This is a genomic window from Amycolatopsis sp. cg9 (assembly GCF_041346945.1).
GTDB lineage: Bacteria > Actinomycetota > Actinomycetes > Mycobacteriales > Pseudonocardiaceae > Amycolatopsis.
On record NZ_CP166850.1, the window covers coordinates 6989960 to 7012793 of the forward strand.

Below are 22834 nucleotides of genomic sequence, written 5' to 3' on the forward strand. Positions count from 1 at the left end.
GGCAGCCCGAGAGTGAACGCCGGCGGGTGCTCACAGCCAGTCCCGTTTCTTGAACAGCACGTAGAGGGTCGACGAGATGACCAGGATGGCGAGCGTCGAGACCCACACCCCGGACGCCTGGGCGAACCCGGGGTAGGGGATGTTCTGGCCGTAGAACCCGGTGATCGCGGTGGGCACGGCGATGATCGCGGCCCAGCTGGTCACCTTCTTCATGATCGTGTTGAGCCGGTTGCCCTGGATGCTCAGCTGCGTCTCGCGGATCGTCGCGAGCAGATCGCGCAGCGACTCGGTCCACTCCGTGACGCGCAGGACGTGGTCGTGGACGTCCTGGAAGTAGGGCAGCAGGGTGTCGTCGACGGTGCGGACCTCGCGGCGCATCAGCGAGCTGACGATCTCCCGCATCGGCAGGGCCAGGTGCCGCAGCCGGCTGAGGCTCTTGCGCAGCCGCAGGGAGCGGCGCTGCAGGTCCGTGGGGTCGGCTTCGTCGGCGAAGACCAGGTCCTCGAGCTCCTCGACCTGCTCGTCGAGGGTCTGGAGCGCGTCGAAGTGCCCGTCGACGAGGAGGTCGAGCAGGCCGTGCAGCAGGAATCCCGTGCCGCTCTTGGCGAGCTCGGGGGTGCTGTCCCAGCGCTCGGTGAGGGCGTCGATGTCCGCGGTGTTGTTGTGGTGCACGGTGACCAGCACGCGGTCGGTGACGAACGCGTCGAGCTCCGAGGCCCGGAGCACGCCTTCGCCGGGGTCCAGCCGGACGGCGTAGGCGGCGAGGAACGAGTGGTGGTCGTAGTGGACCAGCTTCGGCCGCTGGTGGTCGTCGTCGAGGACCGACGCGACGGCGAGGGGGTGCAGCCCCAGTTCCGCGGTGAGCGCGGCCAGGTCCGCTTCGGTGGGGGCGTCGAGGTCCAGCCAGAGCGTCACGGCCGGGTCGGCGAGGTGCCGGGTGGCGTCCGCGACGGAGAGGTTCTCCCGCTCCAGGACACCACTGCGGTACAGGCGGCTCCGGCTCGCGGACATCAGCGGTCGGCCGCGGCGGCCAGGCTGGCGCGGCACGCGCGGACCAGCTGGCGGGTCGCGCGGGTGGCCGGGGTCCCGCCACAGGACGGGCAGCGCACCGCGACGTCGCCGGCCAGCTGGTCGATCGCGACGTTCAGCGCGCACTCGCACTCGCGGCACCAGCGCGTGCCGGTGACGATGACGACGTGCAGCGGCGAGGCGACGCAGTCGTGCAGCCAGCGCCGGTGCGTGCGGCACGTGACGCGCTCCAGCGGGTCCAGACCGTCCTCTTCGGACCGGTCCTCGGTCGTCAGCGCCAGTGCCAGGCGGTGGTCGGAGACGCCGGCGTAGCGGGGTGCCACGAAGTCCGCCGGCCGCAGCGCGAGGCGGTCCCGGCGGTTGCGGCGGGCGGTCTCGGCCGTCGTCGCCGGGGCGAATCCACCGGAGGAGTTTCGGCTTTCCATGATGGGCCTCGCTTTCGTCTGGACCCAGACTCCGCCGCGGGTGACCGGGCGACGAGGGCCGGACCGTCCTCGTTCGCGGGGCCGAAAGTCCCCGCTTCTACGGTCGCCGGTCTTTCAGCGGCCGCGCAGCTCGGTCGGCACCGGAAGCCCGGCGCCGTAGGGGTGGGCCGGCGGTCGCAGGACCTCACCGATCGGGCGGCGCGGCGTCGCCGGCAGCGGACCGGCGCCCTCGGGGAGGTAGCCGATGCGGACGACGAGCTGGGGCTGCAGCGCGCCGCCGAGGACGCAGTCGCGGATCAGGCCGCGGGTGCTGGCCAGTTCCAGCGGCTCCGTGATCAAGCAGGACGCGAGGTTCAGCCGGGTCGCGGTCAGCAGCAGCGCACTCGCCGCTTCGCCCGCGCGGAGCCGGTCGGCCGGTTCGTCGGCCCGGGTGGCCAGCACGCCCAGGACCGCGCCGTCCGGTCCGGTGGTGTCGGCGAGCTGCGCGTCGGCGAAGTCACGGACCCGCGGTGCGGCGGTGGCCGCCTGGACCGCGTTCTGCGCCGGCACCCCGTCCGGGCTGTAGCGCCGGCCGCTCCAGGCCGCGAGCTCGATGCCGTAGTCCGCGTCGGCCCGGTGGAGTTCCTGGGCCGCCACGGCCGCGCCGGTCAGCGCCGAGAGCCGCGGAGCGTCGTCCAGGAAGCGCACCAGCGCGCCGCGGTCGGTGGCGCTCTTCGCGAGGAACACCTGGTCGCGCACCAGCAACGGGCGCTGGGCGAACCGGCGGCGGTCCGACCGGCGGCGCGGGATCGCCGCGGCGAGGGCGATGTCGCCGTCGCGGGTGTCGTGGGGGACCAGCACGATCCGGGCCGGCACGCCGGGCTCGGGCAGCCGCTCGATCTGCGCGGCCCAGCCGAGCGCGGCGGCCGCGACGGTGAAGTGGTGGAGCACGCACCCGCAGCTGATGAGCAGGTCGCGCCCGTCGGGGTCGGTGTTCCGCAGGTGCCGGCCGGCGTCGGCGCGCAGCTCGACCGTGCGGCCGCTGAACCGCCAGTCCCACGGCTGCGTGTTGTGCACCGACGGTGCGCGCACGGCCAGCGCGATGGCCGCCCTCACCGTGTACGCATCGGGCAGGTTCTGGTCCATCGCTTCCTCCTCGGGTCGGTCCGCACCCCCATGCTCGCCGGGGCGGCCCCGGGCTCCCAGAGCCGAAGTGCTTCCACCCCGGGCCGCGGTTGAGGCCCTTGGACTCTTTCCCGCTCGCGGCGGGCGGCCGACCCTGGACGTCCGATCCGCTCGCCGGGAGGAAGCCGTGCCGCACCCGACCGATCCCTTCGCCCACGCGGACGACACCGCGCGCGCGGTCCGCCGGCCCGGCCACGTGCCGAAGCCGGCGTCCGTCGTGCCGGTCACGGGTGACGGGGGCCGTCGTGCGGGCTGAAAAGGTGCCGTCGCGGCTCCGGGAGGCCGCGCTGCTGGCGGCGGTGCTGGTGCTCGTCGCGGCCGGCGGCGTGGCGTGGTGGGCGGGTGCGCGGACCGCCGCGAACGTCGTGTGGGCGGCCGCGGCCGCCGTCACGCTGGTGCCGGCCGTCGTCTGGGTCGCGGCCGACCTGCGCGCCCGCCGCTGGGGCGCGGACCTGCTCGCCGTCCTCGCCCTCGCGGCCACCGTGGCGGTCGGGGAGTACCTGGCCGGCGCGATCGTCGCCGCGATGGTCGCCACCGGGCGGGTGCTCGAGGCCGGTGCGCAGCGGCGGGCGAGCCGCAACCTCACCGCCCTGCTGGACCGCGCGCCGCGCGTGGCCCACCTGCGCACCGGGACCGGGCACGAGACCGTGCCGGTCGACGCCGTGCGGCCCGGGCAGCTGATCGTCGTGCTGCCGGGCGAGGTGGTGCCGGTGGACGGCGTGCTGCCGGAGGGCGGGACCTTCGACGAGTCCGCGCTCACCGGCGAACCGCTGCCGGTGTCCCGCCGGGCCGGCGACACCGTCCACAGTGGAGTGGTGAACGCCGGGGCGGCGGCCGGGGTGCGGGCGAGCGCCGCGGCCGCCGACAGCGCCTACGCCGGTGTCGTGCGGCTCGCGGAACAGGCCGCGGCCCGCACCGCGCGCGTGGCCCGGGTGGCCGACCGCGTCGCGATCTGGTTCCTGCCCGCCTCCCTGCTGCTCGCCGCACTGGCCTGGGCGCTGACCGGGGAGGCCGGGCGCGCGGTCGCCGTGCTGGTGACCGCGACGCCGTGCCCGCTGCTGCTGGCGGTGCCGATCGCGATCACCGGCGGCATGTCCCGGGCTTCGAAAGCCGGCGTCGTCGTCAAGGACGGCGCCGCGCTCGAAGCCCTGGGCCGGGCCGCGGTGCTGCTGATGGACAAGACCGGCACCGTCACGCGGGGCCGGCCCGAGGTCACCGACGTCGTCTGCGCGCCGGGCCACGACGTGACCGAGGTCCTCGAGCACGCCGCCGGGGTCGAGCAGTACTCGCCGCACGTGCTCGCCGCGGCCGTGGTCCGCGCCGCCGCTTCGGCGGGCGTCGGCCCGGCCCCGGCCGAGGACGTCTCGGAGCAGCCCGGTTCCGGCGTCGGCGGCCGGGTCCGCGGCCGCCGGGTCAGCGTGGGCCGTCCGCCCGCGGGGACCGGGCTGCCGGCGTGGGCGCTCGGTGCGGCCCGCCGGGGCCGGCTCGACCTCGCCTCCGTGCTGTGGGTCGAGTTCGACGGCGAGCCCGTCGCCGCGCTGCTGGCGAAGGACCCGATCCGGTCCGACGCCGCGCGCACGATGCGCCGCCTGCGCGCGGCCGGCATCGGCGAGATCCGGCTGCTCACCGGCGACCGGGTCGACAACGCGCGTGAAGTGGCCGCGATGCTCGGCCTCGACGACGTCCACGCCGAGGTGACGCCCGCGGAGAAGGTCCGCGCGGTCGAAGCCGCGAGCGCGAGCGGCGTGACGGTGATGACCGGCGACGGCGTCAACGACGCGCCCGCGCTGGCCGCCGCGGACGTCGGTGTCGCCCTCGGCTCACGGGGTGCCACCGCGGCCGCGCAGGCCGCGGACGCGGTGATCCTCGACGACCGGCTCGACCGGCTCGCCGACGCCGCCGAGATCGCCCGCCGGTCACGACGGCTCGCGGTGCAGAGCGCGGTGGCCGGGACGCTGCTGTCGCTCCTGGCCATGCTCGCCGCGGCCGGCGGCTTCCTGGTACCGGTCGCCGGGGCACTGGTGCAGGAGGCCATCGACGTCGCGGTGATCCTCAACGCGCTGCGCGCGCTGGGCGGCGCGAAACCCGGCGGCCCGGCACCCGCCGGGCTGGTCCGCCGGTTCGAATCCGAGCACGAGCGCCTGCTGCCCGCGCGCCTCGCGGTCCGCCAGGCGGCCGACGCGCTGGCGGACGGCGCGACGGCGGCCGCGGACGAAGCCGCCCGCACGGCCGCCCGGCTGCTGACCGAGCAGCTGCTGCCGCACGAAGAGGCGGAGGAGACCGAGCTGTACCCGGCGCTGGCGCGAGCGCTGGGCGGGCCCGAGGGCACGGTCACGATGAGCCGCGAGCACGCCGAGATCGGCCGCCTGGCCCGCCGGCTGCAGCGGCACCTCGCCGAAGCGCCGGGCGGGATCCAGCCCGACCAGGTGGACGACCTGCGCGCGACGCTCTACGGGCTGGACGCGGTGCTGACGCTGCACTTCGCGCAGGAGGAAGAGGCGTACTTCACGCTCCCGTCGGCGTGAGCCGGCCTCCCACCAGCGGTCTCGAACGAGTCATTCAGGACGTGCGAAGACCTGAATGACTCATTCGAGACGCCGGGCGCGGGCACCGGTCACGGCACCCGGGGCCGCGCGTCGGTGGCGAGCACCGCCAGCTCCAGCGTGCGGGCGATGTCGTCCGGGCTCACGACGCCCACGAGCGCGCCGTCCTCGACCACCAGCGCCAGGTCCTGCCCGGGCCGGTCGCCGAGCCGGCCGAGGATCGCCGTCAGGGGGACGTCGGGGCCGGTGACCAGGCAGCGCGGCGGCTTGACGCAGACGTCCTCGACGCGCGTCGAAGCGCGGGCCTGCGCCGGCACCCGGGCCAGCGCGGCCAGGCTGACGATCCCGACCGGGCGGCCGTCGAACGAGACGACCGGGTAGGTGCGGAACCGGCGGGTGGCCGCCTGCTCGGCGAACGCCCGCACGGTGAACCAGCCCGGCGCGGTCTCCGGGTGCGGGGTCATGACCTCGCTCAGCCGGAGCCGGCCGAGCACCTCGCGCGCCGGGCCGGTCGCGAGCTCGGCGCGGGCGCTGAAGCCGAGGAACCAGCCGATGCCGACCAGCCACACCCCGGCGAAGCTGCCGAACCACAGCAGCTCCACCAGCCCGATGCCGGCGAGCACCAGGCCGAGGACGTTGCCCGAGCGGGCGGCCACGGCCTGGGCCCGCCGCTTGTCGGCGGTGCGCTGCCAGACGACGGCCTGGAGGATCCGGCCGCCGTCGAGCGGCGAGCCGGGGAGCAGGTTGAACACCGCCAGGACGAGGTTCGTCCAGCCGAGCCAGGTCAGGGTGACGATCACGACCGCGGGGACGGCGGTGGGCAGCAGCAGGCCGAGACCGAGGAACCCGCCGCCGGCCAGCAGGCTCGCCAGGGGGCCGGCGACGGCGACCGCGAAGGACGTCCTGGGGTCCGGGGGCTCGCCGGGCAGCTCCGTGCTGCCGCCGAGCAGCCACAGGGTGATGCGGTCGACGGCGAGCCCGCGGTGCCGCGCGACGAGCGCGTGGCCGAGCTCGTGCGCCAGCAGCGACGCGAGGAACACGACGGCGCCGGCGATCCCGGTCGCCCAGTACACGAACGCCGGCTGCCCCGGCGCCGCCTCCGGCAGGAGGGACTGCGCCAGCAGTTCGGCGAGCAGGGCCATGATCAGGAGCACGGACCAGTGCGCGCCGACGCGGATACCGGCCGGGCGCCCGAGCGGGAACGTGGCATGCATCCCCCGACCGTCCTCGCGGGAGCGGACGACCGGGAGGGCCGCAGCGCCCCCGGCGAAAGGACCAAAGGCCCCGGCGGCGCCGACGTCCGGCCGCAGACCGCCGCGGGCCCCGCTTCGTAGCGTCGGGGTATGGGCCACAAGAACAAGGCGCGGATCCCGCGGCCGGTCTACGAGCAGGAGCTGCTGCGGCTGCAGGCCGAACTGGTCAAGCTTCAGGAATGGGTGCGCCACGAAGGGGCCCGCCTGGTGGTGGTCTTCGAGGGCCGCGACGCCGCCGGCAAGGGCAGCACGATCAAGCGCGTCACCGAGCACCTCAACCCGCGGGTGGTGCGGATCGCCGCGCTGCCGAGCCCGACCGAGCGCGAACGGACGCAGTGGTACTTCCAGCGCTACATCGAGCACCTGCCCGCCGCGGGGGAGATCGTCCTGTTCGACCGCAGCTGGTACAACCGCGCCGGCGTCGAGCGCGTGATGGGGTTCTGCACCCCGGAGGAGCACCGGCGGTTCCTGCAGCAGTGCCCGATCTTCGAACGCCTGCTCGTCGACGACGGCATCCTGCTGCGCAAGTACTGGTTCTCGGTCAGCCTCGACGAGCAGGAGCGGCGGTTCACCGCGCGCATCGACGACCCGATGCGCCGCTGGAAGCTCTCGACGATCGACCTGCAGTCGGTGACGCACTGGGAGGACTACTCGCGGGCGAAGGACGACATGTTCGTGCACACCGACACCGCCGAATCCCCGTGGCACGTGGTGGAAAGCGAGGAGAAGCGGCGCGGGCGGCTGAACATGATCGCGCACCTGCTTTCGAGCGTGCCCTACTACGAGGTGTCCCGGCAGGCGGTTTCGCTGCCGCCGAGGCCGGAGCCGACCGGCTACTTCCGCCCCGACCGGCGGTTGCAGACCTACGTTCCCGACCACGCGGCGACCCTGCTGCCGCGCTGAACCCGAGGAGGAGAAAGCCGTGGACGACAAGGAAAAGGCGGCCATCGAGGCCGAAGCCCGCCGGGAGGTCGCCGAGCGCGACCGGCGGGGCCCGAAGCTGGGCCGCTACCTCTACGCGGTCGAGCACCACGCGATCAAGGAGAACGAGGAAGACGTCGTGCCGGCCGCCGAGGACGAGCCGCGGCGGCCGGTGGCGGATCCTCAGTCCTGATCGGTGCGCGCGTAGGCCGCGACCGCCCGCCGCCGGGCGTTCGCGGCCACCGTGCGGACCAGGGCCGTGTGGAAGGACCCGAGCGCGGGGCGGGCGAAGCGCCAGTGCCGGCGGAACTTCAGCCAGCTTTCCGGGTCGGTCATCGCGACCCTCGTGTGCACGGTCAGCAGCGTGCGGTGCGGGCCGTACGGGATGGCCGACACGGCCATGACGAGCTTGCCGTAGCCGGGTTCGGCGAACCCGGCGAAGTCTTCCGCCTCGACGCGCCGCCACGGGATCACCGGCTTCCAGAACCGGCCCGCGACGCCCAGGGCGAACTCGCTGCCCGGCCGGTCGCCGAGCAGGACCCACTCCGAGCCGGCGTCGAGGTCGTCGGGGGTGAGCCGGGTCGGTCGCCGCGGCGGGCCGTGGCGCCGGTGGTGCCGGCGCTCGGGCAGCGCGCGCACCCAGCCGGCGACGCCCACGATCCCGCCGCCGACGTCGGTGAAGTCGAGTTCGCGCGCGGCCGCGTAGGTCTCCTTCACCGGCGCGTCGACGATGGCGGTGCGCACCAGCTCGAAGTGCGGGTGCCGGAGGAAGTGGTCGATCAGGAGGTCAGGTCCGGTCATCGCTCCAGCGTCGGTGAACGCCGGCCGGGCGGCTGGCGGATTTGGTCCCCGGTGAAAGGGACTTCGTGCTCTGACCGGCGAGTACGCCCGCCCGCCATGCTGGCCGCAGGAAACCGCGACGGCAGGAGGACCCGATGAGTGCGACCGCGACCCGGCCCGTGGTCGCCGGGGTGGATGCCTCGGCGGCTTCGCTCGCCGCGATCCGGTGGGCCGCCAGGGAAGCGGCGTACCGCGACACGACGCTGCGGTTGCTGCACGCCTGCGTCTTCGAAAGCGCGCCGGCCCGGGTGCACGACGAGTCGGAACTGCTGCTGGAGCACGTCCACCGCGCGCTCCGCCGCGGCACCGAGATCGCCCGCGAAACGGCTCCGGGAGTCCAGGTGGAGACCCAGGTCCGGCTCGGCATCGCGACGGACCTGCTGCTGGCCGAATCGGCGGACGCGGGCCTCGTCGTCCTGGGCTCCCACGGCCTGGGTGGGCTGCGCGGCGCCCTGATCGGCTCGGTGGCCCTGCGGGTCGCCGCCGGGGCCGCGTGCCCCGTCGTGGTCGTGCGCGGGCACTCCGGCCCGGGCGGCCCCGTGGTCGCCGGGCTGGATGCGACCGAGTCGAGCGAACACGCGCTGCAGTTCGCGCTCGAGGAGGCGTCGGCGCGCCGCGCGCCCGTGCTCGTCGTGCACGCCTTCACCGACGGTACCGAGGCCACCGGGCAGCGGGGCCTGGAAGCGCGCGTCGCGACCTGGGCCCGGAAGTACCCGGCGCTGACGATTTCTTCGCGCGCGGTACGGGACCGGAATCCGTCGCACGCCCTCCTGGAAGCGGCGCCCTCGGCCCAGCTGATCGTCGTCGGCACCCGCGGCCGCGGCCCGGTCGCCGGCGGGGTGCTGGGTTCGACCGGGAACGCCCTGCTCTCGCACGCGGTCTGCCCGGTCGCGGTCGTGCACTGAAAGGAACTGCGGTGAAGGCACGGGACATCATGACGAGGCCGGTCGTGCGGGTCGGCCCGGGAACCCCGGTCCGCGAAGCGATCGTGCTGCTCACCGAGCACTGCGTCGCCGCCCTGCCGGTGGTGGGTGACGACGACGCGGTGCTCGGCGTGTTCACCGAAGCCGACGCGCTGCGCAGCGGCGTCCCCGGAACGGGACCGGCGCCGGACGTGCTGGTGTGCTCGGTGATGACGGCGCCCGCCGAGACGGTCGGGCTCGACACCGACGTCACCGAGATCGCCCGGCGCATGCTGGGCGACCGGTTGCGCAGCATCCCGGTGGTCGACGACGGCGTGCTCGTCGGCATCGTCAGCCGCCGCGACATGCTGAGCCCCCTGGTGCGCCAAGACGATTCGATCGCTTCGCACCTCAACGCGCTGCTGTCCGACTACGCCGGTCATCGCGACCGGTGGGCCGTCTCCGTCACCGGCGGGATGGTGACGATCCGCGGCGTGTTCCACGACGAGGCCGAACGCCGCGTCGTGACCGCGCTGGCCAAGACGGTCCACGGCGTCGTCGGCGTGGAGCTCTGGGAAGAGGCCTCGGTGACTTTCGGCGAGACCCGCGGGGTCGTTGGCCCCTAAGCCGGCCGGCCCCCGCGCGCGAGCCTGGGAGCATGAGAATCCTCGTCGCGGTGGCCACCCGGCATGGCGCCACCAGGGAAATCGCCGAAAGCATCGCCACGGCGGCCGGTGCCGCGCTGACCGACGCCGGGATGTGGTCGCAGATCGAGGTCCGGGACGCGAGCCTGGTCAGCTCGGTCGACGGCTTCGACGCCGTGGTCTTCGGCTCCGCCGTCTACATGGGACGCTGGCTCGAGCCGGCCGCGAAGTTCGCGGAAGCCTTCGAGGAAGAGCTGCGCCGGGTCCCGGTCTGGGTGTTCTCCAGCGGACCCGTCGGCGAGCGGGACCACCCGGCCGACGAACCGGCCGGCGCCGCCGACGTGGTGCTGCGGCTCGGGGCCCGGGGGCACCGGCTCTTCGGCGGCCGGATCGACCGCCACTCGCTGCACTTCGCGGAACGCGCCATGGTCGCGGCCCTGCGGGTCGCGGACGGCGACTACCGCGACTGGCCGTCGATCCGGGCCTGGGGCCGGGAGATCGGCCTGAGCCTGGCGAAGGCCGAAGTGGCGGGGAGCGCGTCATGACCACGCCGCGCAGCTACCCGGTCCGGGTCGAAGCGACCCTCGACGAACCTCTTTCGCGCGGTCTGTGGCTGGTCAAGTGGCTCCTGGCCGTCCCGCACTACGTGGTGCTGGCGTTCCTGTGGTTCGCCTACCCGTTCGTCACGATCGCGGCGTTCTTCGCGATCCTGGTGACCGGCCGGTACCCGCGGCCGCTGTTCGAGTTCACCTCCGGCGTGCTGCGCTGGAGCTGGCGCGTGCAGTTCTACTCCTACGCGGCGCTGGGCACCGACCGGTACCCGCCGTTCACCTTCGCCGACGTCCCGGACTACCCGGCCCGGCTCGAAATCGCGTACCCGGAACGGCTTTCGCGCGGGCTGGTGCTGGTGAAGTGGTGGCTGCTGGCCATCCCGCACCTCGTGATCGTCGGGCTGTTCGTCGGCGGCGGCAGCTGGCTGGCGTCGCGCTCCGGCCGTGACGACGGCTTCGACTGGGCCGCCGGTGGTCTCGTCGGTGTGCTGGTCCTGGTCGCCGGCGTGGTGCTGCTGGTCACCGGCCGTTACCCGCGGCCGATCTTCGACTTCGTGCTCGGCCTGGACCGCTGGGTGCTGCGGGTCGCGGCCTACGTGTCGCTGATGACCGACGAATACCCGCCGTTCCGCCTGGACATGGGCGGTGCGGAAGCCGGCCACGAGCCGCCGCACCCGCGGGCCGCCCACCCGCGGGCGGCCGGCTGGAGCGCCGGGCGGATCGCCGCCGCGGTGACCGGCGCGGTGCTGGTGCTCGGCGCCATGGGCCTGCTGACCGGCGGCGGGGCCGTGCTGTGGGCGGACCGCACCCAGCGCGACGCCGACGGCTACCTCGCCGGCTCGACCACGCTGGTGGCGAGCGGCTACGCGGTGACGACCGATCCCGTGCAGCTGCCCGGCGCGCCGGACGCCGTGGCGGCGATCGGCGACGTCCGGATCCGCGCCACCGCCACCGACGGCCGCCCGGTCTTCGTGGGCATCGGCCGCTCGGCCGCGGTCGCGGGCTACCTGGCCGCGACCGAGTACACGACGGTGAGCGGCGTGACCGGTGACCGCGTGAACGACCGGGTGCACCCCGGCGGCGCGCCGGCCACCCCGCCCGGCGCCGCCGGGGTGTGGACCGCGACCGCGTCCGGTACCGGCACCCAAAGCCTGTCCTGGCCGGTGGGGGCCGGGCAGTGGACCGCCGTCGTGATGAACGCCGACGGCTCGCGCGGCATCTCCGTGCGCGCCGAAGCCGGGGCGACCGCGCCCGCGCTCGGCTGGATCGCCCTCGGCCTGCTGCTCGCCGGCGCCGTGGCGCTGGCCACCGGCGCACTCCTGATCGGGGTCGCCGCGCACCGGGCCTCGCGGCGACCGGGTACCCCGACGACCCCTGAGCCGTCCACTGTGGACACGTGAGGAAGGGACACCATGCACGCACAGCCGGGCGACTGGCTCGTCATCAAGGGCACGCGGGCCGGCGCACCCGGACAGCGGGGCCGGATCCTCGAGGTCCGCTCGCCCGACGGCACGCCCCCGTACGTCGTCCGCTGGACCGCCGACGACCACGTGTCGACGGTCTTCCCCGGCCCGGACGCGGTCGTGCTGACCGCCGCCGAGGAACGGGCCGCCGAAGCGCGGGCCCGCTCCCGCTTCGACCGGATCCAGCAGCTCATCCACGAGGAGGACAGCCATGCACGGCTTCACTGACGGCGCGATCGTCGCCGGGATCGACGGCTCGTCCTCGGCGGTGGGAGCCGCCGGGTGGGCCGCCGCCGAGGCCCACCGCCGCGGCCGCCCGCTGCGGCTGGTGCAGGTCTACGCCCTCCCGCAGGTGAAGGCCCCGGTCGCGTTCGGCACCCAGGCCCAGATCCGGGCCGGGCTGGCCGAGCGGGCGGAAGGCCTGCTCGCCGAAGCGCGGGAGGCGGTCCTGGCCGAATACCCCGGTCTCGACGTCACCACCGCGGCCCGGGAGTGGAGCCCGGTCACCGCGCTGACCCAGGAGTCGCAGCACGCCGAACTGGTCGTGCTGGGCTCGCGCGGGCTCGGCGGGTTCACCGGCCTGCTCGTCGGGTCCACCGCCGTCTCGGTGGTGGCGCACGCGCACTGCCCGATCGTCGTGGTCCGCGGCCGGACCCCGCACGACCCGCCGCCGGTCACCGGCCCCGTGCTCGTCGGCGCCGACGGCTCGCCCGACAGCGACGCCGCGCTGGCGTTCGCCTGCGAGGAGGCCCGGCTGCGCGGCTGCGGGCTCATCGCGGTGCACACCTGGAGCGACGTCCTCGCCGACGGCATGCTCCGGGCGCACCCGCTCCAGGAGGACCCGGCGGAGATCGCGGCGGCGGAGCGCGTCAAGCTCGCCGAACAGGTCGTGGGCTGGCAGCGGAAGTACCCGGACCTGACCATCGAGCTCGAGGTCACCCGCGGGCGCCCGGTGCGGACCCTGCTGGACCGCGGCGAGCACGCCCAGCTGCTCGTGGTCGGCTGCCGCGGCCGGGGCGGGTTCACCGGCATGCTGCTCGGCTCGGTCAGCCAGGCGCTGATCGCGCACGCGCCGTGCCCGGTGGCGGTCGTCCGGCCCCAGCGGACCGGGGGCGCCCGGTGACCACCCTGCGGACCCGCGCCACGATGCGCCTGCTGGCCACGTTCGAGACGGTGTTCGCCGCGAGCGCGGTGTACGGCGGGATCTCCTTGATCGCCGGAGCACCGGGCTTCACGATGCCGGTGGCGTGGCTCGCGCCGCTCGGGCTGACCAGCTGGGTCCTCCCCGGGATCGCGCTGGCGCTCGTCGTCGGCGGGACGCTCGCCTGGGCGTCGGTGTTCGCGTGGCGGGCCGACTTCCGCGCGCCGGGAGCCGCGCTGGCCGCCTGCGCGGTGCTCACCGGCTGGCTGGCGATCCAGTTCGGGGTGATCGGGGTGCGTGCGCCGATCCAGTGGGTGACCGCGGGGCTGGTGGTCGTGCTGCTCGGGCTCGCCCTGCTCGCCCGGCGCCGGTTGGCGGCGGCATGACGACGACGATCGCGGACACGGCCTTCTTCGACACGGATTCCCTGCGCCTGCTGCGCGGCGGCCTGGCGCTGAGCGTGCGCGCCGGTGACTGGCGGCTCGACACCCCGGACGGCCCGGTCGACTTCGCCGGCTCGGACCTCGGTGTCCCGCCGACGCTCTCCCGGCTGCTGCGGGCCTACACCCGCGACGACGAGCTGGTGCCGGTGGCGCACCTCCCCGGCGGCGGGATCACCCGGCTGCGCGCGGCGGTGGGGGACCGGCTCGTGCCGCCCGAGCGGCCACCGGACGGTTCCGCCCGCGGGGTGGTCCTGGAGTACGTGCGCCGGCAGCTGGCCGCGCTGGCCGCCGCGGACCTCGCCGTCCGGCGGGGCCGCCCCGACGCCGTGCACCGGATGCGCGTGGCCGCGCGGCGGCTGCGGGGCGTCTTTTCCGCGTACCCGGAAGTGCTGGGCGGGCGGAAACTCCTGCGGGAGGTCGGCGGCGCGCTGCGCTGGCTCGGCGGCGAACTGGCCCCCGCCCGCGACACCGAGGTCCACTGGGCGCGCTCGCGCCCCTGGGCGGACGAGCGGTCGGACGCCTACTTCGCGGCTCTCACGGAGGAAGCCGGGGCCCGGGCCCGGCGTGCGCTCGACAGCCGTCGCTACGTCCAGCTGCTGAACGCGCTCGACGTGCTCGAGCTGGTGCTGGCCGAAGAGCCGCGGCGCGAGTGGCGGAAGGCGGCCCGCCGTCCCGCCGCGAAGGTGCTGCCCCGCCTGGTCCGCGTCGTGGCCGCGGACGTCGACGCGCGGGTCGCCCGGGTGGCCGCGCTGCCCGCCGGGCCGGCGCGCGACCGCGCCGTCCACGACGTGCGGAAGGCCGCCGAACGGCTCCGGTACGCGCTGGAGGCCGCCGGCGCGAAGCCGGCGCTGCGCGAGTTCCAGGACCTGCTCGGCGAGTTCCAGGACGCCGTCGTCGCGCGGGAGCACCTGCGCGCGCTGGCGGTCCGGGACGGCCCGGTCCACGACGGCGAGGCCGCCGCGGCCGCCCGGTGCGTCGAGGCCCTGCCCTCGGCGTGGCACGCGCTGCGCGAGGACCTTCGTCCGTTGTGGACGGGATCCGGCGAAGGGACGTAAGTCCCCGCGACCGGTGACCGACGCCAGCGGTGACCCGGGTCCCGCCTTCCTAGGTTGGGAGGTGACACGAAAGGAACACCCCGATGCGCGCACGCGACCTGATGACCTCGCCGGTGATCACCGTGCACCCGTGGACGTCCGCCAAGGAAGCGGCCGAGCTGCTGTCGATGCACGGCTTCACCGCCCTTCCCGTGGTCGACGACGACGACCGGCTGATCGGCATCGTCACCGAAGCCGACTTGATCCGCGGCCGGGTCCCGGTGGACCCCCGGTACGTCCACGAGCACCCCGAAGCCACGTCCGCGGGCACGACGGTGGGGGACCTCATGACCAGTCCCGCCACCGCGATGGACACCGGGACCGACCTCGCCGACCTCTGCCAGGCACTGGTGGACGCCCGGATCCGCGCGATGCCGATCGTCGACGGCGCGGCCGTCGTCGGCATCGTCACCCGCGGCGACATCGTCCGGGTGCTCGCCCGTGACGACGTCGACATCGCCCGGGACGTCAAGCACCGCTTGGAGATCTACGGCGGCGGCGGCCGCTGGAAGATCGACGTCCGCGACGGCCGCGTCCACATCGTCGACCAGTTCGACGACGACACCGACCGGCACGTCGCCCGGCTGCTGGCGCTCGCCGTGCCGGGCGTCGTCGCCGCCGACACCGCCTACGCGGGTGAGGAGCAGAACCGATGACCACCACCGAGCCGAGGATCACCGTGGGCGTGGACGGCTCGGCGGGCTCGACCGCCGCCGTCGCCTGGGCGGCCGAGATCGCTTCCCTCCGGCGCCTGGAACTCCGGATCGTGCACGGGCTGCAGCTGGCCGGCCTCTACTACGGCGGCGGCCTGCCCGGTGCCGGTGCCGAAGCGCTGTTCGACGCGCTCACGGCCGACGGCGAGCGGGTCGTCGCCGACGCCCGCTCCCTCGCCGCCTCCGTGGGCAAGGACCTCGTCATCACGACGGAGCTGCCGAACGAACCGCCCGTGCCGATGCTGATCGACGAGTCCCGGCACGCCCGGCTGCTCGTCGTGGGCCGGACCGGGACCGGGGGCTTCACCGGGATGCTGGTCGGCGGCACCGCGGGCACGGTCGCGAACCACGCGCACTGCCCGGTGGCGATCGTCCGCGGCCGGGACGGCTCCGCCGCCGTGCCGGCCTCGGGGCCGGTCGTGGTCGGCGTCGACGGCAGCCCGAACAGCGAGCAGGCACTGGCCATCGCGTTCGAAGAGGCTTCGCTGCGCGAAGCCTCGCTGGTCGCCGTGCACGCCTGGAGCGACGTCACCTACGAAGACACCCGCGGCACCGCCCGCATCCGCACCCAGCCGGAGGCCCTGCGGGAGGGCGAGGAACGGCTGCTCGCCCAGCGGCTGGCGGGCTGGCAGGAGAAGTACCCCGACGTCGAGGTCAGCCGGAAGCTGGTCCGCGACCGGCCCCGGCACGTCCTGCTCGAGGAGAGCGAGACCGCGCAGCTGGTCGTCGTCGGCAGCCGCGGCCACGGTGGCTTCTCCGGGATGCTCCTCGGCTCGACCAGCCAGGCGCTGGTCCAGCACGCCGGGTGCCCGGTGCTCGTCGTCCGCCCGGAGCGGACGAAGTGACCGCGCTCGACGCCCGTCCCGCGGTGCTCGGCAGCACCGAGCTCGCCCAGGTGGACGCCCTCTGGCGGGCCGCGAACTACCTCGCGGCCGGCCAGATCTACCTGATGGCCAACCCGCTGCTGCGCGAACCGCTGAGCCCGGAGCAGATCAAACCGAGACTGCTCGGGCACTGGGGGACCTCACCCGGCCTCAACTTCGTCTACGCCCACCTGAACCGGGCCATCCTGACCCACGACCTGAACGCCGTGCTCGTCACCGGCCCGGGGCACGGCGGCCCGGCGCTGCTGGCCAACACCTGGCTCGAAGGCAGCTACACCGAGGCGTGGCCCGAGGTGACGCGGGACGCCGAAGGCATGCGGGAGCTGTTCAAGCAGTTCTCCTTCCCCGGCGGCGTGCCCAGCCACGTCGCACCCCAGGTACCCGGCTCGATCCACGAGGGCGGCGAGCTCGGCTACTCGCTCGCGCACGCCTTCGGGGCGGCGTTCGACAACCCCGGCCTCGTCGTCGCGTGCGTCGTCGGCGACGGGGAGGCCGAGACCGGTCCGCTGGCCACGTCGTGGCACGCCAACAAGTTCCTCGACCCGGTCCGCGACGGCGCGGTGCTGCCGATCCTGCACCTCAACGGCTACAAGATCGCCAACCCGACCGTGCTGTCCCGCATCGCGCCCGCCGAGCTCGACGCCTTGCTGCGCGGGTACGGCTACGAGCCGATCTACGTCGAAGGCAGCGACCCCGAGACGATGCACCAGGCGATGGCCGCCGCGCTCGACTCGGCGGTCGCCGACCTCGCGGTGATCCGCCGCCACCACGACCGGCCGGCGTGGCCGATGATCGTGCTGCGCAGCCCCAAGGGCTGGACCGGACCGTCCGTTGTGGACGGTCTGCCGGTCGAAGGCACCTGGCGCGCGCACCAGGTGCCGCTCGCCGAGGTGCGGACCGACCCCGAACACCTGCGGCAGCTGGAAGAGTGGCTGCGGTCCTACCGCCCGGAGGAGCTGTTCGACGAGTGCGGCCGGCCGGTCGCGGACGTCACGGCGATGATCCCGGCGGGAGAACGCCGGATGGGGGCGAACCCGCACGCCAACGGCGGCATCCTCCTGCGGCCGCTCACGCTGCCGGACACGGCGGCCCACGCCGCCGTCGTCCCGGCCCCCGGCGCGACGTCGGCCGAGCCGACCCGCGCGCTGGGCCGGTTCCTGCGGGACGTCTTCGCGCTCAACGCCGACCGGGCCAACTTCCGCCTCTTCGGCCCCGACGAGACGGCGTCCAACCGGCTCGACGCGGTCTACGAGGTCACCGGCAAGGAGTGGCAGGCGGCGGCCGACCCGGTCGACGAACACCTCTCGCCCGACGGCCGGGTGCTCGAAGTGCTTTCGGAGCACCTGTGCCAGGGCTGGCTCGAGGGGTACCTGCTGTCGGGCCGGCACGGGCTGTTCAACTGCTACGAGGCGTTCGTGCACATCGTCGACTCGATGGTGAACCAGCACATCAAGTGGCTGCGGGTGCACCGGCAGATCCCGTGGCGGCGCCCGGTGGCGTCGCTGAACTACCTGCTGACCTCGCACGTGTGGCGGCAGGACCACAACGGTTTCTCCCACCAGGACCCGGGGTTCGTCGACCACGTCGCGAACAAGAGCTCCGAAGTCGTGCGGATCTACTTCCCGCCGGACACCAACACGCTCCTCGAGGTCGCGGCGCACTGCCTGCGCAGCCGGGACTACGTGAACGTCGTCGTGGCGGGCAAGAACGACAGCCCGAACTGGCTCGACGCCGAGCAGGCGGCCCTGCACTGCGCCCGGGGCGTGAGCATCTGGGAGTGGGCGAGCACCCACACCGGCCGCGAACCGGACGTCGTCCTCGGCTGCGCGGGCGACGCCCCGACGCTGGAGGTCCTGGCGGCCGCGAAGATCCTGCGGGAAGAGCTGCCGGACCTCGCGGTGCGCGTGGTGAACGTCGTCGACCTGATGCGCCTGCAGCCGGCGGCCGAGCACCCGCACGGCCTCGGCGACCGCGAGTTCGACGCGCTGTTCACCCCGGACCGGCCGGTGATCTTCGCCTACCACGGCTATCCGTGGCTGATCCACCGCCTGGCCTACCGCCGGACGAACCACGCCGGGATGCACGTGCGCGGCTACACCGAGCACGGCACGACGACCACGCCGTTCGACATGCTGGTGCTCAACCACATGGACCGGTTCCAGCTGGTGATCGACGTGATCGACCGGGTCCCGGGACTGGTCGCGACGGCGGGCGTGCTGCGGCAGCGGATGACCGAGGCCCAGGGCCGGCACCGCCGCTGGATCCGGGTCCACGGGGAAGACCTGCCCGAGATCCGGGACTGGACCTGGGCGGGGTGAGTCGTGACCGCCGCGGTCGCGCTGGCCGTGGCGGTCACGATCACCCTGGTCTTCGACTTCACCAACGGGTTCCACGACTCGGCGAACTCGGTGGCCGCGCTGGTCGCGACGCGCGCCGCCACCCCGGGCGCGGCGCTGCTGCTGGCTGCGGTGTGCCACGTCGCGGGTCCGCTGCTGGCCGGCACCACCGTCGCCGACACGGTCGGCGGCGTCGTCCGGCTGCCCGCGGCGGAGGTCCTGCCCGCGGTCGGTGCGGCCGTCACCGCGGGCATCACCTGGAACCTGCTCACCTGGTGGCGCGGGCTGCCGTCCAGCTCGTCGCACGCGCTGGTCGGCGGCCTGGTCGGAGCGTGCTTCGTCTCGACCGGGCCGTCCGGGATCCGGTGGGGCGGCGTCGACGGCTTCCACGTCGCCGGGGTGCTCGGCGTGCTGGTGGGCCTCGCCCTGTCCCCGGTGCTCGGCGCGGGGCTGGGCGCGGCCGCCGACCGCCTCGCCCGCCGGGCCCTGCGCCGCGCCCGCCGCCGGGTGGACGTCGCGATCCGGCGCGCCGAATGGGTGAGCGCCGGGGCGCTGGCGTTCAGCCACGGCGCCAACGACGCGCAGAAGTCGATGGGGGTCATCACCCTGCTGCTGGTGGCCACCGGGCACCTGGGCACCTTCGCCGTCCCGCTGTGGGTGAAGCTCGCCGCGGCGGCGGCCCTGACGCTCGGCACCGCGTCCGGCGGCTGGCGGGTGGTGAAGACCGTCGGCCGCGGCATCTACCGGATGCGTCCCGTCGACGGCCTGGCGAGCCAGGGCAGCTCGGCCGCGGTGATCCTCACCGCGGCCGCCGCCGGCGCCCCGGTCAGCACGACCCACGTCGTCTCCGCGTCGGTGGTGGGGGCGGGCGCCAGCCGGCACACCCGCCACGTGCGGTGGGCGGTCGTCGGCGAGATCTGTTCCGCGTGGCTGGTCACCCTGCCGGCGTGTGCCGTGCTCGGGGCCGCCGCGCTCCCGCTGTGGAGGTGGTTGACGTGAAGTTGCCGAAGACCTGGTTCCTGCCGCACAACCCGGACGTCCTCGGGCGCCTCCGGGACCAGGCCGACACGGTCGCCGAAGTGCTGACCGCACTGGCGGGCTGGGCCCGGGGCGAGCCGGTGGGCGGCGAGCTGCACACCCCGCTGCTGGTCCAGTCGTCGGAACGCCGCGAGGTGCTCGTCGCGGTGCGGGCGGCGTTCAGCACCCCGATCGAGGCCGAGGACGTCTTCGAGCTGGCCGAGCGGCTCGGCGAGATCGCGGAGGCGGCGTACATGCTGGTCCGCGAGTCGGATCTGTCCCGCACCCCGCCGGACGACCACCTGAAGGCGATGGTGCTGACCTCGGTGACCGCGTTCGACATGCTGCACGACGCGCTGGACCTCCTGCCGCACAACGATGCCGCCGGCCGCGCCGACACGGCGGTGTCCTCTTTGGAGACCGCGGAGCACGCCTACCGGCGGGCGATCGCCGGGCTGGAAACGGAACCCGATGTGCGGCGTGAGGTGCGGCTGCGCGAGCTGTACCGCCGGGCGGAGCACCTTGCATCGGCTGTGCAGCGATTGGGGCGCCGAACCTGGTACGCCGTCTGCAAAATCTCCTGAGCTCGGCGATGAGCAAGTCACGAAGTCCACGCGCTTGACGGCTTGACCCCCCGATCCGGAGCGGGAGACTGGTGTGCGTGAGCTGGACGAACGGGGAGCAGGATCGGCTGACCTTCCCGGACCTGCCGCGCATGGAGCTGGACCAGTTGCTGGGCCAGCTCGTCGAACGCGCCCAGGAGGTGATGGGCACCCAGGGCCGGTTGCGCGGCCTGTTGCACGCCAGCCAGATGGTGACCGGCGACCTCGACCTGCCCACCCTGCTGCGCCGGATCGTCGAGGCGGGCCGTGAGCTCCTCGGCGCGCGGTACGCGGCGCTCGGGGTGATCGGGCCGGACGGTCAGCTCGCCGAGTTCGTCCACGTCGGCATGGACGACGAGACCGTGGCGCGGGTCGGGCGGCTCCCCGAAGGGAAGGGGCTGCTCGGGGCCGTGGTCGAGGATCCGCGCCCGATCCGGCTGGCGAACATCGGCGACGACCCGCGCTCCTCCGGGTTCCCCGACGAGCACCCGCCGATGGGCAGCTTCCTCGGCGTGCCGATCCGCGTCCGCGGGGTCGTGTTCGGCAACCTCTACCTCACCGAGTGCCGCGACGGCGAGTTCAGCGCGGAGGACGAGCAGCTGGCGCTCGCTCTGGCCGCGACCGCGGGGCAGGCCATCGACAACGCGCGGCTCTACGAGACCGCGCGCAAGCAGCAGGAGTGGCTGAGGGCGTCCGCGGCGATCATGCGGGAGCTGCTCGCGCCGGGGTCCGGGCGGCCGCTGGAGCTGATCGCCGAGCACACGCTCGACCTCGCGGGCGCCGACCTCGTCACCGTGGTGCGCCCCGTGGCCGAGCGGCTACGCATCGAAGTCGCGGTCGGCGTGGCCGCCGACGAGCTGGTCGGAAGCACGCTCGACGTCGACGGGACGCTGTCCGGCCAGGTCTTCTCGACGGGCGCGCCGGTGGTGGGGTCGTGGGTCGACCGGGGGACTCTGCCGGACGCGCCGGCCCCGCTCCGGACGGACCTCGACGCCGTGCTGGTGGTCCCGCTGACCGGTGCCGGACAGGTGAACGGCGTGCTGACCGCGGCCAGGAAGATCGGCAGGCCGGCCTTCACGACCGACGACCTCGAGATGGCGGCGGGGTTCGCCGGCCAGGCGTCGGTGGCCATCGAACTGGCCGACGCCCGCGCCGAGCAGCAGCTCAACGAGCTCTACGACGAGCGCGACCGGATCGCCGCGGAGCTGCACAGCGACGTGGTCCAACGGCTGTACGCGATCGGTCTGTCCCTGCAGACGGCCGCCGGCGCGGCCCGCTCGGAAGCCGTCGCCCGTCGGGTCCGGTCGGCGATCGCCGACCTCGACCGGGTGATCGCCCGGATCCGCGACACGGTCTTCCAGCTGGACGACGTGCTGCCCCGGTCCACGGTGACGGTGCGCGACCGGGTGCTGGACGTGCTGGCGGAGGCCGGCGCCGAGCTGGGGCTCACCGCGTCGACGGAGTTCTCCGGCAAACTCGACGCGATCGAGCCGGCGGAACTGGCGGACGAGCTGGTCACGGCGCTGCGCGAGGGCTTGCGGCTGATCGCCGGACACACCGGGGCCGGGGCGGTCGAGGTCTCGGTGCGTGCGGGTGCGGACCGGCTGAGCGTGGTCCTCGCCCACGACGGCGGCCCGTTCGCCGGCACGCCGGAGCTGACCAGGCTCGTCGAGCTGGCGGCCCGCCGCGGCGGGGTTTCGGAAGTGCGTGCGCACGAGCTGACGTGGTGGGTGCCGCTGTCCTGAGACCGCGCGCCCGGGTGGTCGTGCCCGTCGGTGTTCTCGGCCCCCGGGCGGGTCTTCGGTGACGAAGGTCCTCGCGGTTCGGGTAGTCCGGCCGCGTCGCGGAAGCCGGTACCCGAGGTCTCCTTGTGGTGCGGCGCCCGTCGCCGCGAGGAAGGAGAAACACCGATGACTGCCTTGGTGCCGGGTTCACGCCTGGCGTTGCCGAGCATCGCGGCGTGGCTGGAGAACCCGTGGCCGTTCGCCGAGCACAACCCGGTGCGGATCGAGGAGTCCACAGAGGACGGCAAGTACCTCGTCCGCGCGGAGCTGCCCGGTTTCGACCCGGACAAGCACATCTCCGTGACCACCCACAACGGTCTGCTCACCATCACCGCCGAGCGGGAGGCGAAGGAGAGCACGGAGGGCCGCAGCGAGTTCTACTACGGCACCTTCAGCCGCACGGTCAGCCTGCCGGCCGGGGCCGACCCGGCAAAGGTGAAGGCGGCGTACGCCGACGGCATCCTCGAGATCTCGATGCCGGTTTCGGAGCACCCGCGTGACAAGCACGTCAAGATCCAGGTCACGAAGAACTAGGTGACCTCCGGTGGGCGCGGCCTCTGGGCCGGCCGCGCCCACCCGCACGCGCCCACGCCGTCCCCGCAAACCTCCGGAAGAGGTGAAGCCATGCACGTCCTGCTGACCGAATCTTCCTTCGGGGACGCCGACTTCCTGGTCCAGCCCCTGCGCGACGCCGGCTGCCAGGTCAGCCGGTGCCACAGCCGGGCGGGCCTCTGCCGGGCCCTCGCCCCCGGCGGCCGCTGCCCGCTCGACGAGCCGTTCGCCCAGCCCGACCTGGTGGTCGACGTCCGTGGCCAGGGGCCCGAGCTGACCGCCCGCGAGTACGGCGTCGTGTGCGCGGTCCGCGACCACGTGCCCGTCGCGCTGGTCTCCCCGGACCCGGCCGTCCGGGCGGAGATCCCGGACGGGCTGGAGAACCGGGTCACGGTGATCGACGTCGACGGCCTGCTGGCCACGTGCCGGGCCGCCTCGAGGCACCTCGGCGGATGACCGCGCCCGGGTCCCGGCGGGCCCGCCCGCCGGCGCGTTGGTGCGGCCCGGCCCTGGGCGTCGCGGAAGTCCGGCCG

Annotated in this window: 25 protein-coding genes; 20 read left to right on the forward strand and 5 right to left on the reverse strand. The window is 74.5% G+C overall.

What is annotated here, in order from left to right; all coding sequences use genetic code 11:
- Nucleotides 1-30 precede the first annotated feature (30 nt).
- The 3 genes from AB5J73_RS32595 to AB5J73_RS32605 all read right to left on the reverse strand — a co-directional run bounded on the left by AB5J73_RS32595 (nt 31) and on the right by AB5J73_RS32605 (nt 2579).
- Nucleotides 31-1011, reverse strand: a complete 981-nt coding sequence (locus AB5J73_RS32595) for a magnesium transporter CorA family protein (RefSeq protein ID WP_370962551.1) — start codon at nt 1009-1011, stop codon at nt 31-33.
- The gene (locus AB5J73_RS32600) at nt 1011-1454 is read right to left on the reverse strand and encodes a hypothetical protein (RefSeq protein ID WP_370962553.1); all 444 of its coding nucleotides are present in this window, start codon (nt 1452-1454) and stop codon (nt 1011-1013) included. The genes AB5J73_RS32595 and AB5J73_RS32600 overlap by 1 nt, the downstream gene beginning before the upstream one ends.
- A gap of 114 nt (nt 1455-1568) precedes the next feature.
- Complete coding sequence (locus tag AB5J73_RS32605; RefSeq protein WP_370962554.1) at nt 1569-2579, reverse strand: hypothetical protein; 1011 nt, start codon at nt 2577-2579, stop codon at nt 1569-1571.
- Between the two features lie 166 nt (nt 2580-2745).
- Here AB5J73_RS32605 and AB5J73_RS32610 point away from each other — a divergent pair, with 166 nt between their 5' ends.
- Both AB5J73_RS32610 and AB5J73_RS32615 read left to right on the forward strand, forming a co-directional pair.
- Entirely contained in the window at nt 2746-2874 is a 129-nt protein-coding gene (locus AB5J73_RS32610) for a hypothetical protein (protein ID WP_370962555.1), read from the forward strand.
- Complete coding sequence (locus tag AB5J73_RS32615) at nt 2864-5143, forward strand: heavy metal translocating P-type ATPase (protein ID WP_370962556.1); 2280 nt, start codon at nt 2864-2866, stop codon at nt 5141-5143. Before AB5J73_RS32610 ends, AB5J73_RS32615 begins: the two co-directional genes overlap by 11 nt.
- A gap of 89 nt (nt 5144-5232) precedes the next feature.
- On the opposite strand, the gene AB5J73_RS32620 is transcribed toward AB5J73_RS32615, so the two are convergent.
- Nucleotides 5233-6375, reverse strand: a complete 1143-nt coding sequence (locus AB5J73_RS32620; protein ID WP_370962557.1) for a site-2 protease family protein — start codon at nt 6373-6375, stop codon at nt 5233-5235.
- A gap of 129 nt (nt 6376-6504) precedes the next feature.
- On the opposite strand from AB5J73_RS32620, the gene ppk2 reads away from it, so the two are divergent.
- Nucleotides 6505-7317 (forward strand): polyphosphate kinase 2, encoded by an 813-nt coding sequence (ppk2, locus tag AB5J73_RS32625; RefSeq protein ID WP_370962559.1) that lies wholly within the window; start codon nt 6505-6507, stop codon nt 7315-7317.
- A 19-nt stretch (nt 7318-7336) separates the two neighbouring features.
- On the forward strand, nt 7337-7528 hold the full coding sequence (locus AB5J73_RS32630; RefSeq protein WP_370962560.1) for a hypothetical protein: 192 nt from the start codon (nt 7337-7339) through the stop codon (nt 7526-7528).
- On the opposite strand, the gene AB5J73_RS32635 is transcribed toward AB5J73_RS32630, so the two are convergent.
- Nucleotides 7519-8136 carry a hypothetical protein gene (locus AB5J73_RS32635; RefSeq protein ID WP_370962562.1) on the reverse strand — a complete coding sequence of 206 codons (618 nt, stop codon included), beginning with the start codon at nt 8134-8136 and terminating at the stop codon, nt 7519-7521. The genes AB5J73_RS32630 and AB5J73_RS32635 overlap by 10 nt on opposite strands.
- A gap of 134 nt (nt 8137-8270) precedes the next feature.
- Between AB5J73_RS32635 and AB5J73_RS32640 the strand changes: the two genes are divergently transcribed.
- From AB5J73_RS32640 to AB5J73_RS32715, 16 genes are all read left to right on the forward strand, one after another.
- Nucleotides 8271-9080, forward strand: coding sequence for a universal stress protein (locus AB5J73_RS32640; RefSeq protein WP_370962563.1), 810 nt, complete (start codon nt 8271-8273; stop codon nt 9078-9080).
- Between the two features lie 11 nt (nt 9081-9091).
- The gene (locus tag AB5J73_RS32645; protein ID WP_370962565.1) at nt 9092-9703 is read left to right on the forward strand and encodes a CBS domain-containing protein; all 612 of its coding nucleotides are present in this window, start codon (nt 9092-9094) and stop codon (nt 9701-9703) included.
- Between the two features lie 32 nt (nt 9704-9735).
- Nucleotides 9736-10266: a flavodoxin domain-containing protein gene (locus AB5J73_RS32650; protein WP_370962566.1), complete on the forward strand. Its 531-nt coding sequence runs from the start codon at nt 9736-9738 to the stop codon at nt 10264-10266.
- Complete coding sequence (locus AB5J73_RS32655) at nt 10263-11672, forward strand: DUF4389 domain-containing protein (RefSeq protein ID WP_370962567.1); 1410 nt, start codon at nt 10263-10265, stop codon at nt 11670-11672. Before AB5J73_RS32650 ends, AB5J73_RS32655 begins: the two co-directional genes overlap by 4 nt.
- 12 nt (nt 11673-11684) lie before the next feature.
- The gene (locus AB5J73_RS32660; RefSeq protein ID WP_370962568.1) at nt 11685-11963 is read left to right on the forward strand and encodes a DUF1918 domain-containing protein; all 279 of its coding nucleotides are present in this window, start codon (nt 11685-11687) and stop codon (nt 11961-11963) included.
- Nucleotides 11947-12858 (forward strand): universal stress protein, encoded by a 912-nt coding sequence (locus AB5J73_RS32665; RefSeq protein ID WP_370962569.1) that lies wholly within the window; start codon nt 11947-11949, stop codon nt 12856-12858. The genes AB5J73_RS32660 and AB5J73_RS32665 overlap by 17 nt, the downstream gene beginning before the upstream one ends.
- Nucleotides 12855-13262, forward strand: a complete 408-nt coding sequence (locus AB5J73_RS32670; RefSeq protein WP_370962570.1) for a hypothetical protein — start codon at nt 12855-12857, stop codon at nt 13260-13262. Before AB5J73_RS32665 ends, AB5J73_RS32670 begins: the two co-directional genes overlap by 4 nt.
- Nucleotides 13259-14374, forward strand: a complete 1116-nt coding sequence (locus AB5J73_RS32675; protein ID WP_370962571.1) for a CHAD domain-containing protein — start codon at nt 13259-13261, stop codon at nt 14372-14374. Before AB5J73_RS32670 ends, AB5J73_RS32675 begins: the two co-directional genes overlap by 4 nt.
- A gap of 83 nt (nt 14375-14457) precedes the next feature.
- Entirely contained in the window at nt 14458-15069 is a 612-nt protein-coding gene (locus tag AB5J73_RS32680) for an HPP family protein (RefSeq protein ID WP_370962572.1), read from the forward strand.
- Nucleotides 15066-15971: a universal stress protein gene (locus AB5J73_RS32685; protein ID WP_370962573.1), complete on the forward strand. Its 906-nt coding sequence runs from the start codon at nt 15066-15068 to the stop codon at nt 15969-15971. Before AB5J73_RS32680 ends, AB5J73_RS32685 begins: the two co-directional genes overlap by 4 nt.
- The gene (locus tag AB5J73_RS32690) at nt 15968-18328 is read left to right on the forward strand and encodes a phosphoketolase (RefSeq protein WP_370962574.1); all 2361 of its coding nucleotides are present in this window, start codon (nt 15968-15970) and stop codon (nt 18326-18328) included. Before AB5J73_RS32685 ends, AB5J73_RS32690 begins: the two co-directional genes overlap by 4 nt.
- A gap of 3 nt (nt 18329-18331) precedes the next feature.
- Nucleotides 18332-19345, forward strand: coding sequence for an anion permease (locus AB5J73_RS32695; protein ID WP_370962575.1), 1014 nt, complete (start codon nt 18332-18334; stop codon nt 19343-19345).
- Nucleotides 19342-19947, forward strand: a complete 606-nt coding sequence (locus AB5J73_RS32700; RefSeq protein WP_370962576.1) for a hypothetical protein — start codon at nt 19342-19344, stop codon at nt 19945-19947. Before AB5J73_RS32695 ends, AB5J73_RS32700 begins: the two co-directional genes overlap by 4 nt.
- A gap of 77 nt (nt 19948-20024) precedes the next feature.
- A complete protein-coding gene (locus tag AB5J73_RS32705; RefSeq protein WP_370962577.1) occupies nt 20025-21710 on the forward strand; it encodes a GAF domain-containing protein in 1686 nt (561 codons plus the stop codon).
- A 165-nt stretch (nt 21711-21875) separates the two neighbouring features.
- The gene (locus tag AB5J73_RS32710) at nt 21876-22283 is read left to right on the forward strand and encodes an Hsp20/alpha crystallin family protein (RefSeq protein ID WP_370962578.1); all 408 of its coding nucleotides are present in this window, start codon (nt 21876-21878) and stop codon (nt 22281-22283) included.
- A 90-nt stretch (nt 22284-22373) separates the two neighbouring features.
- Complete coding sequence (locus AB5J73_RS32715) at nt 22374-22757, forward strand: hypothetical protein (protein WP_370962579.1); 384 nt, start codon at nt 22374-22376, stop codon at nt 22755-22757.
- The last annotated feature ends 77 nt before the right edge of the window (nt 22758-22834 follow it).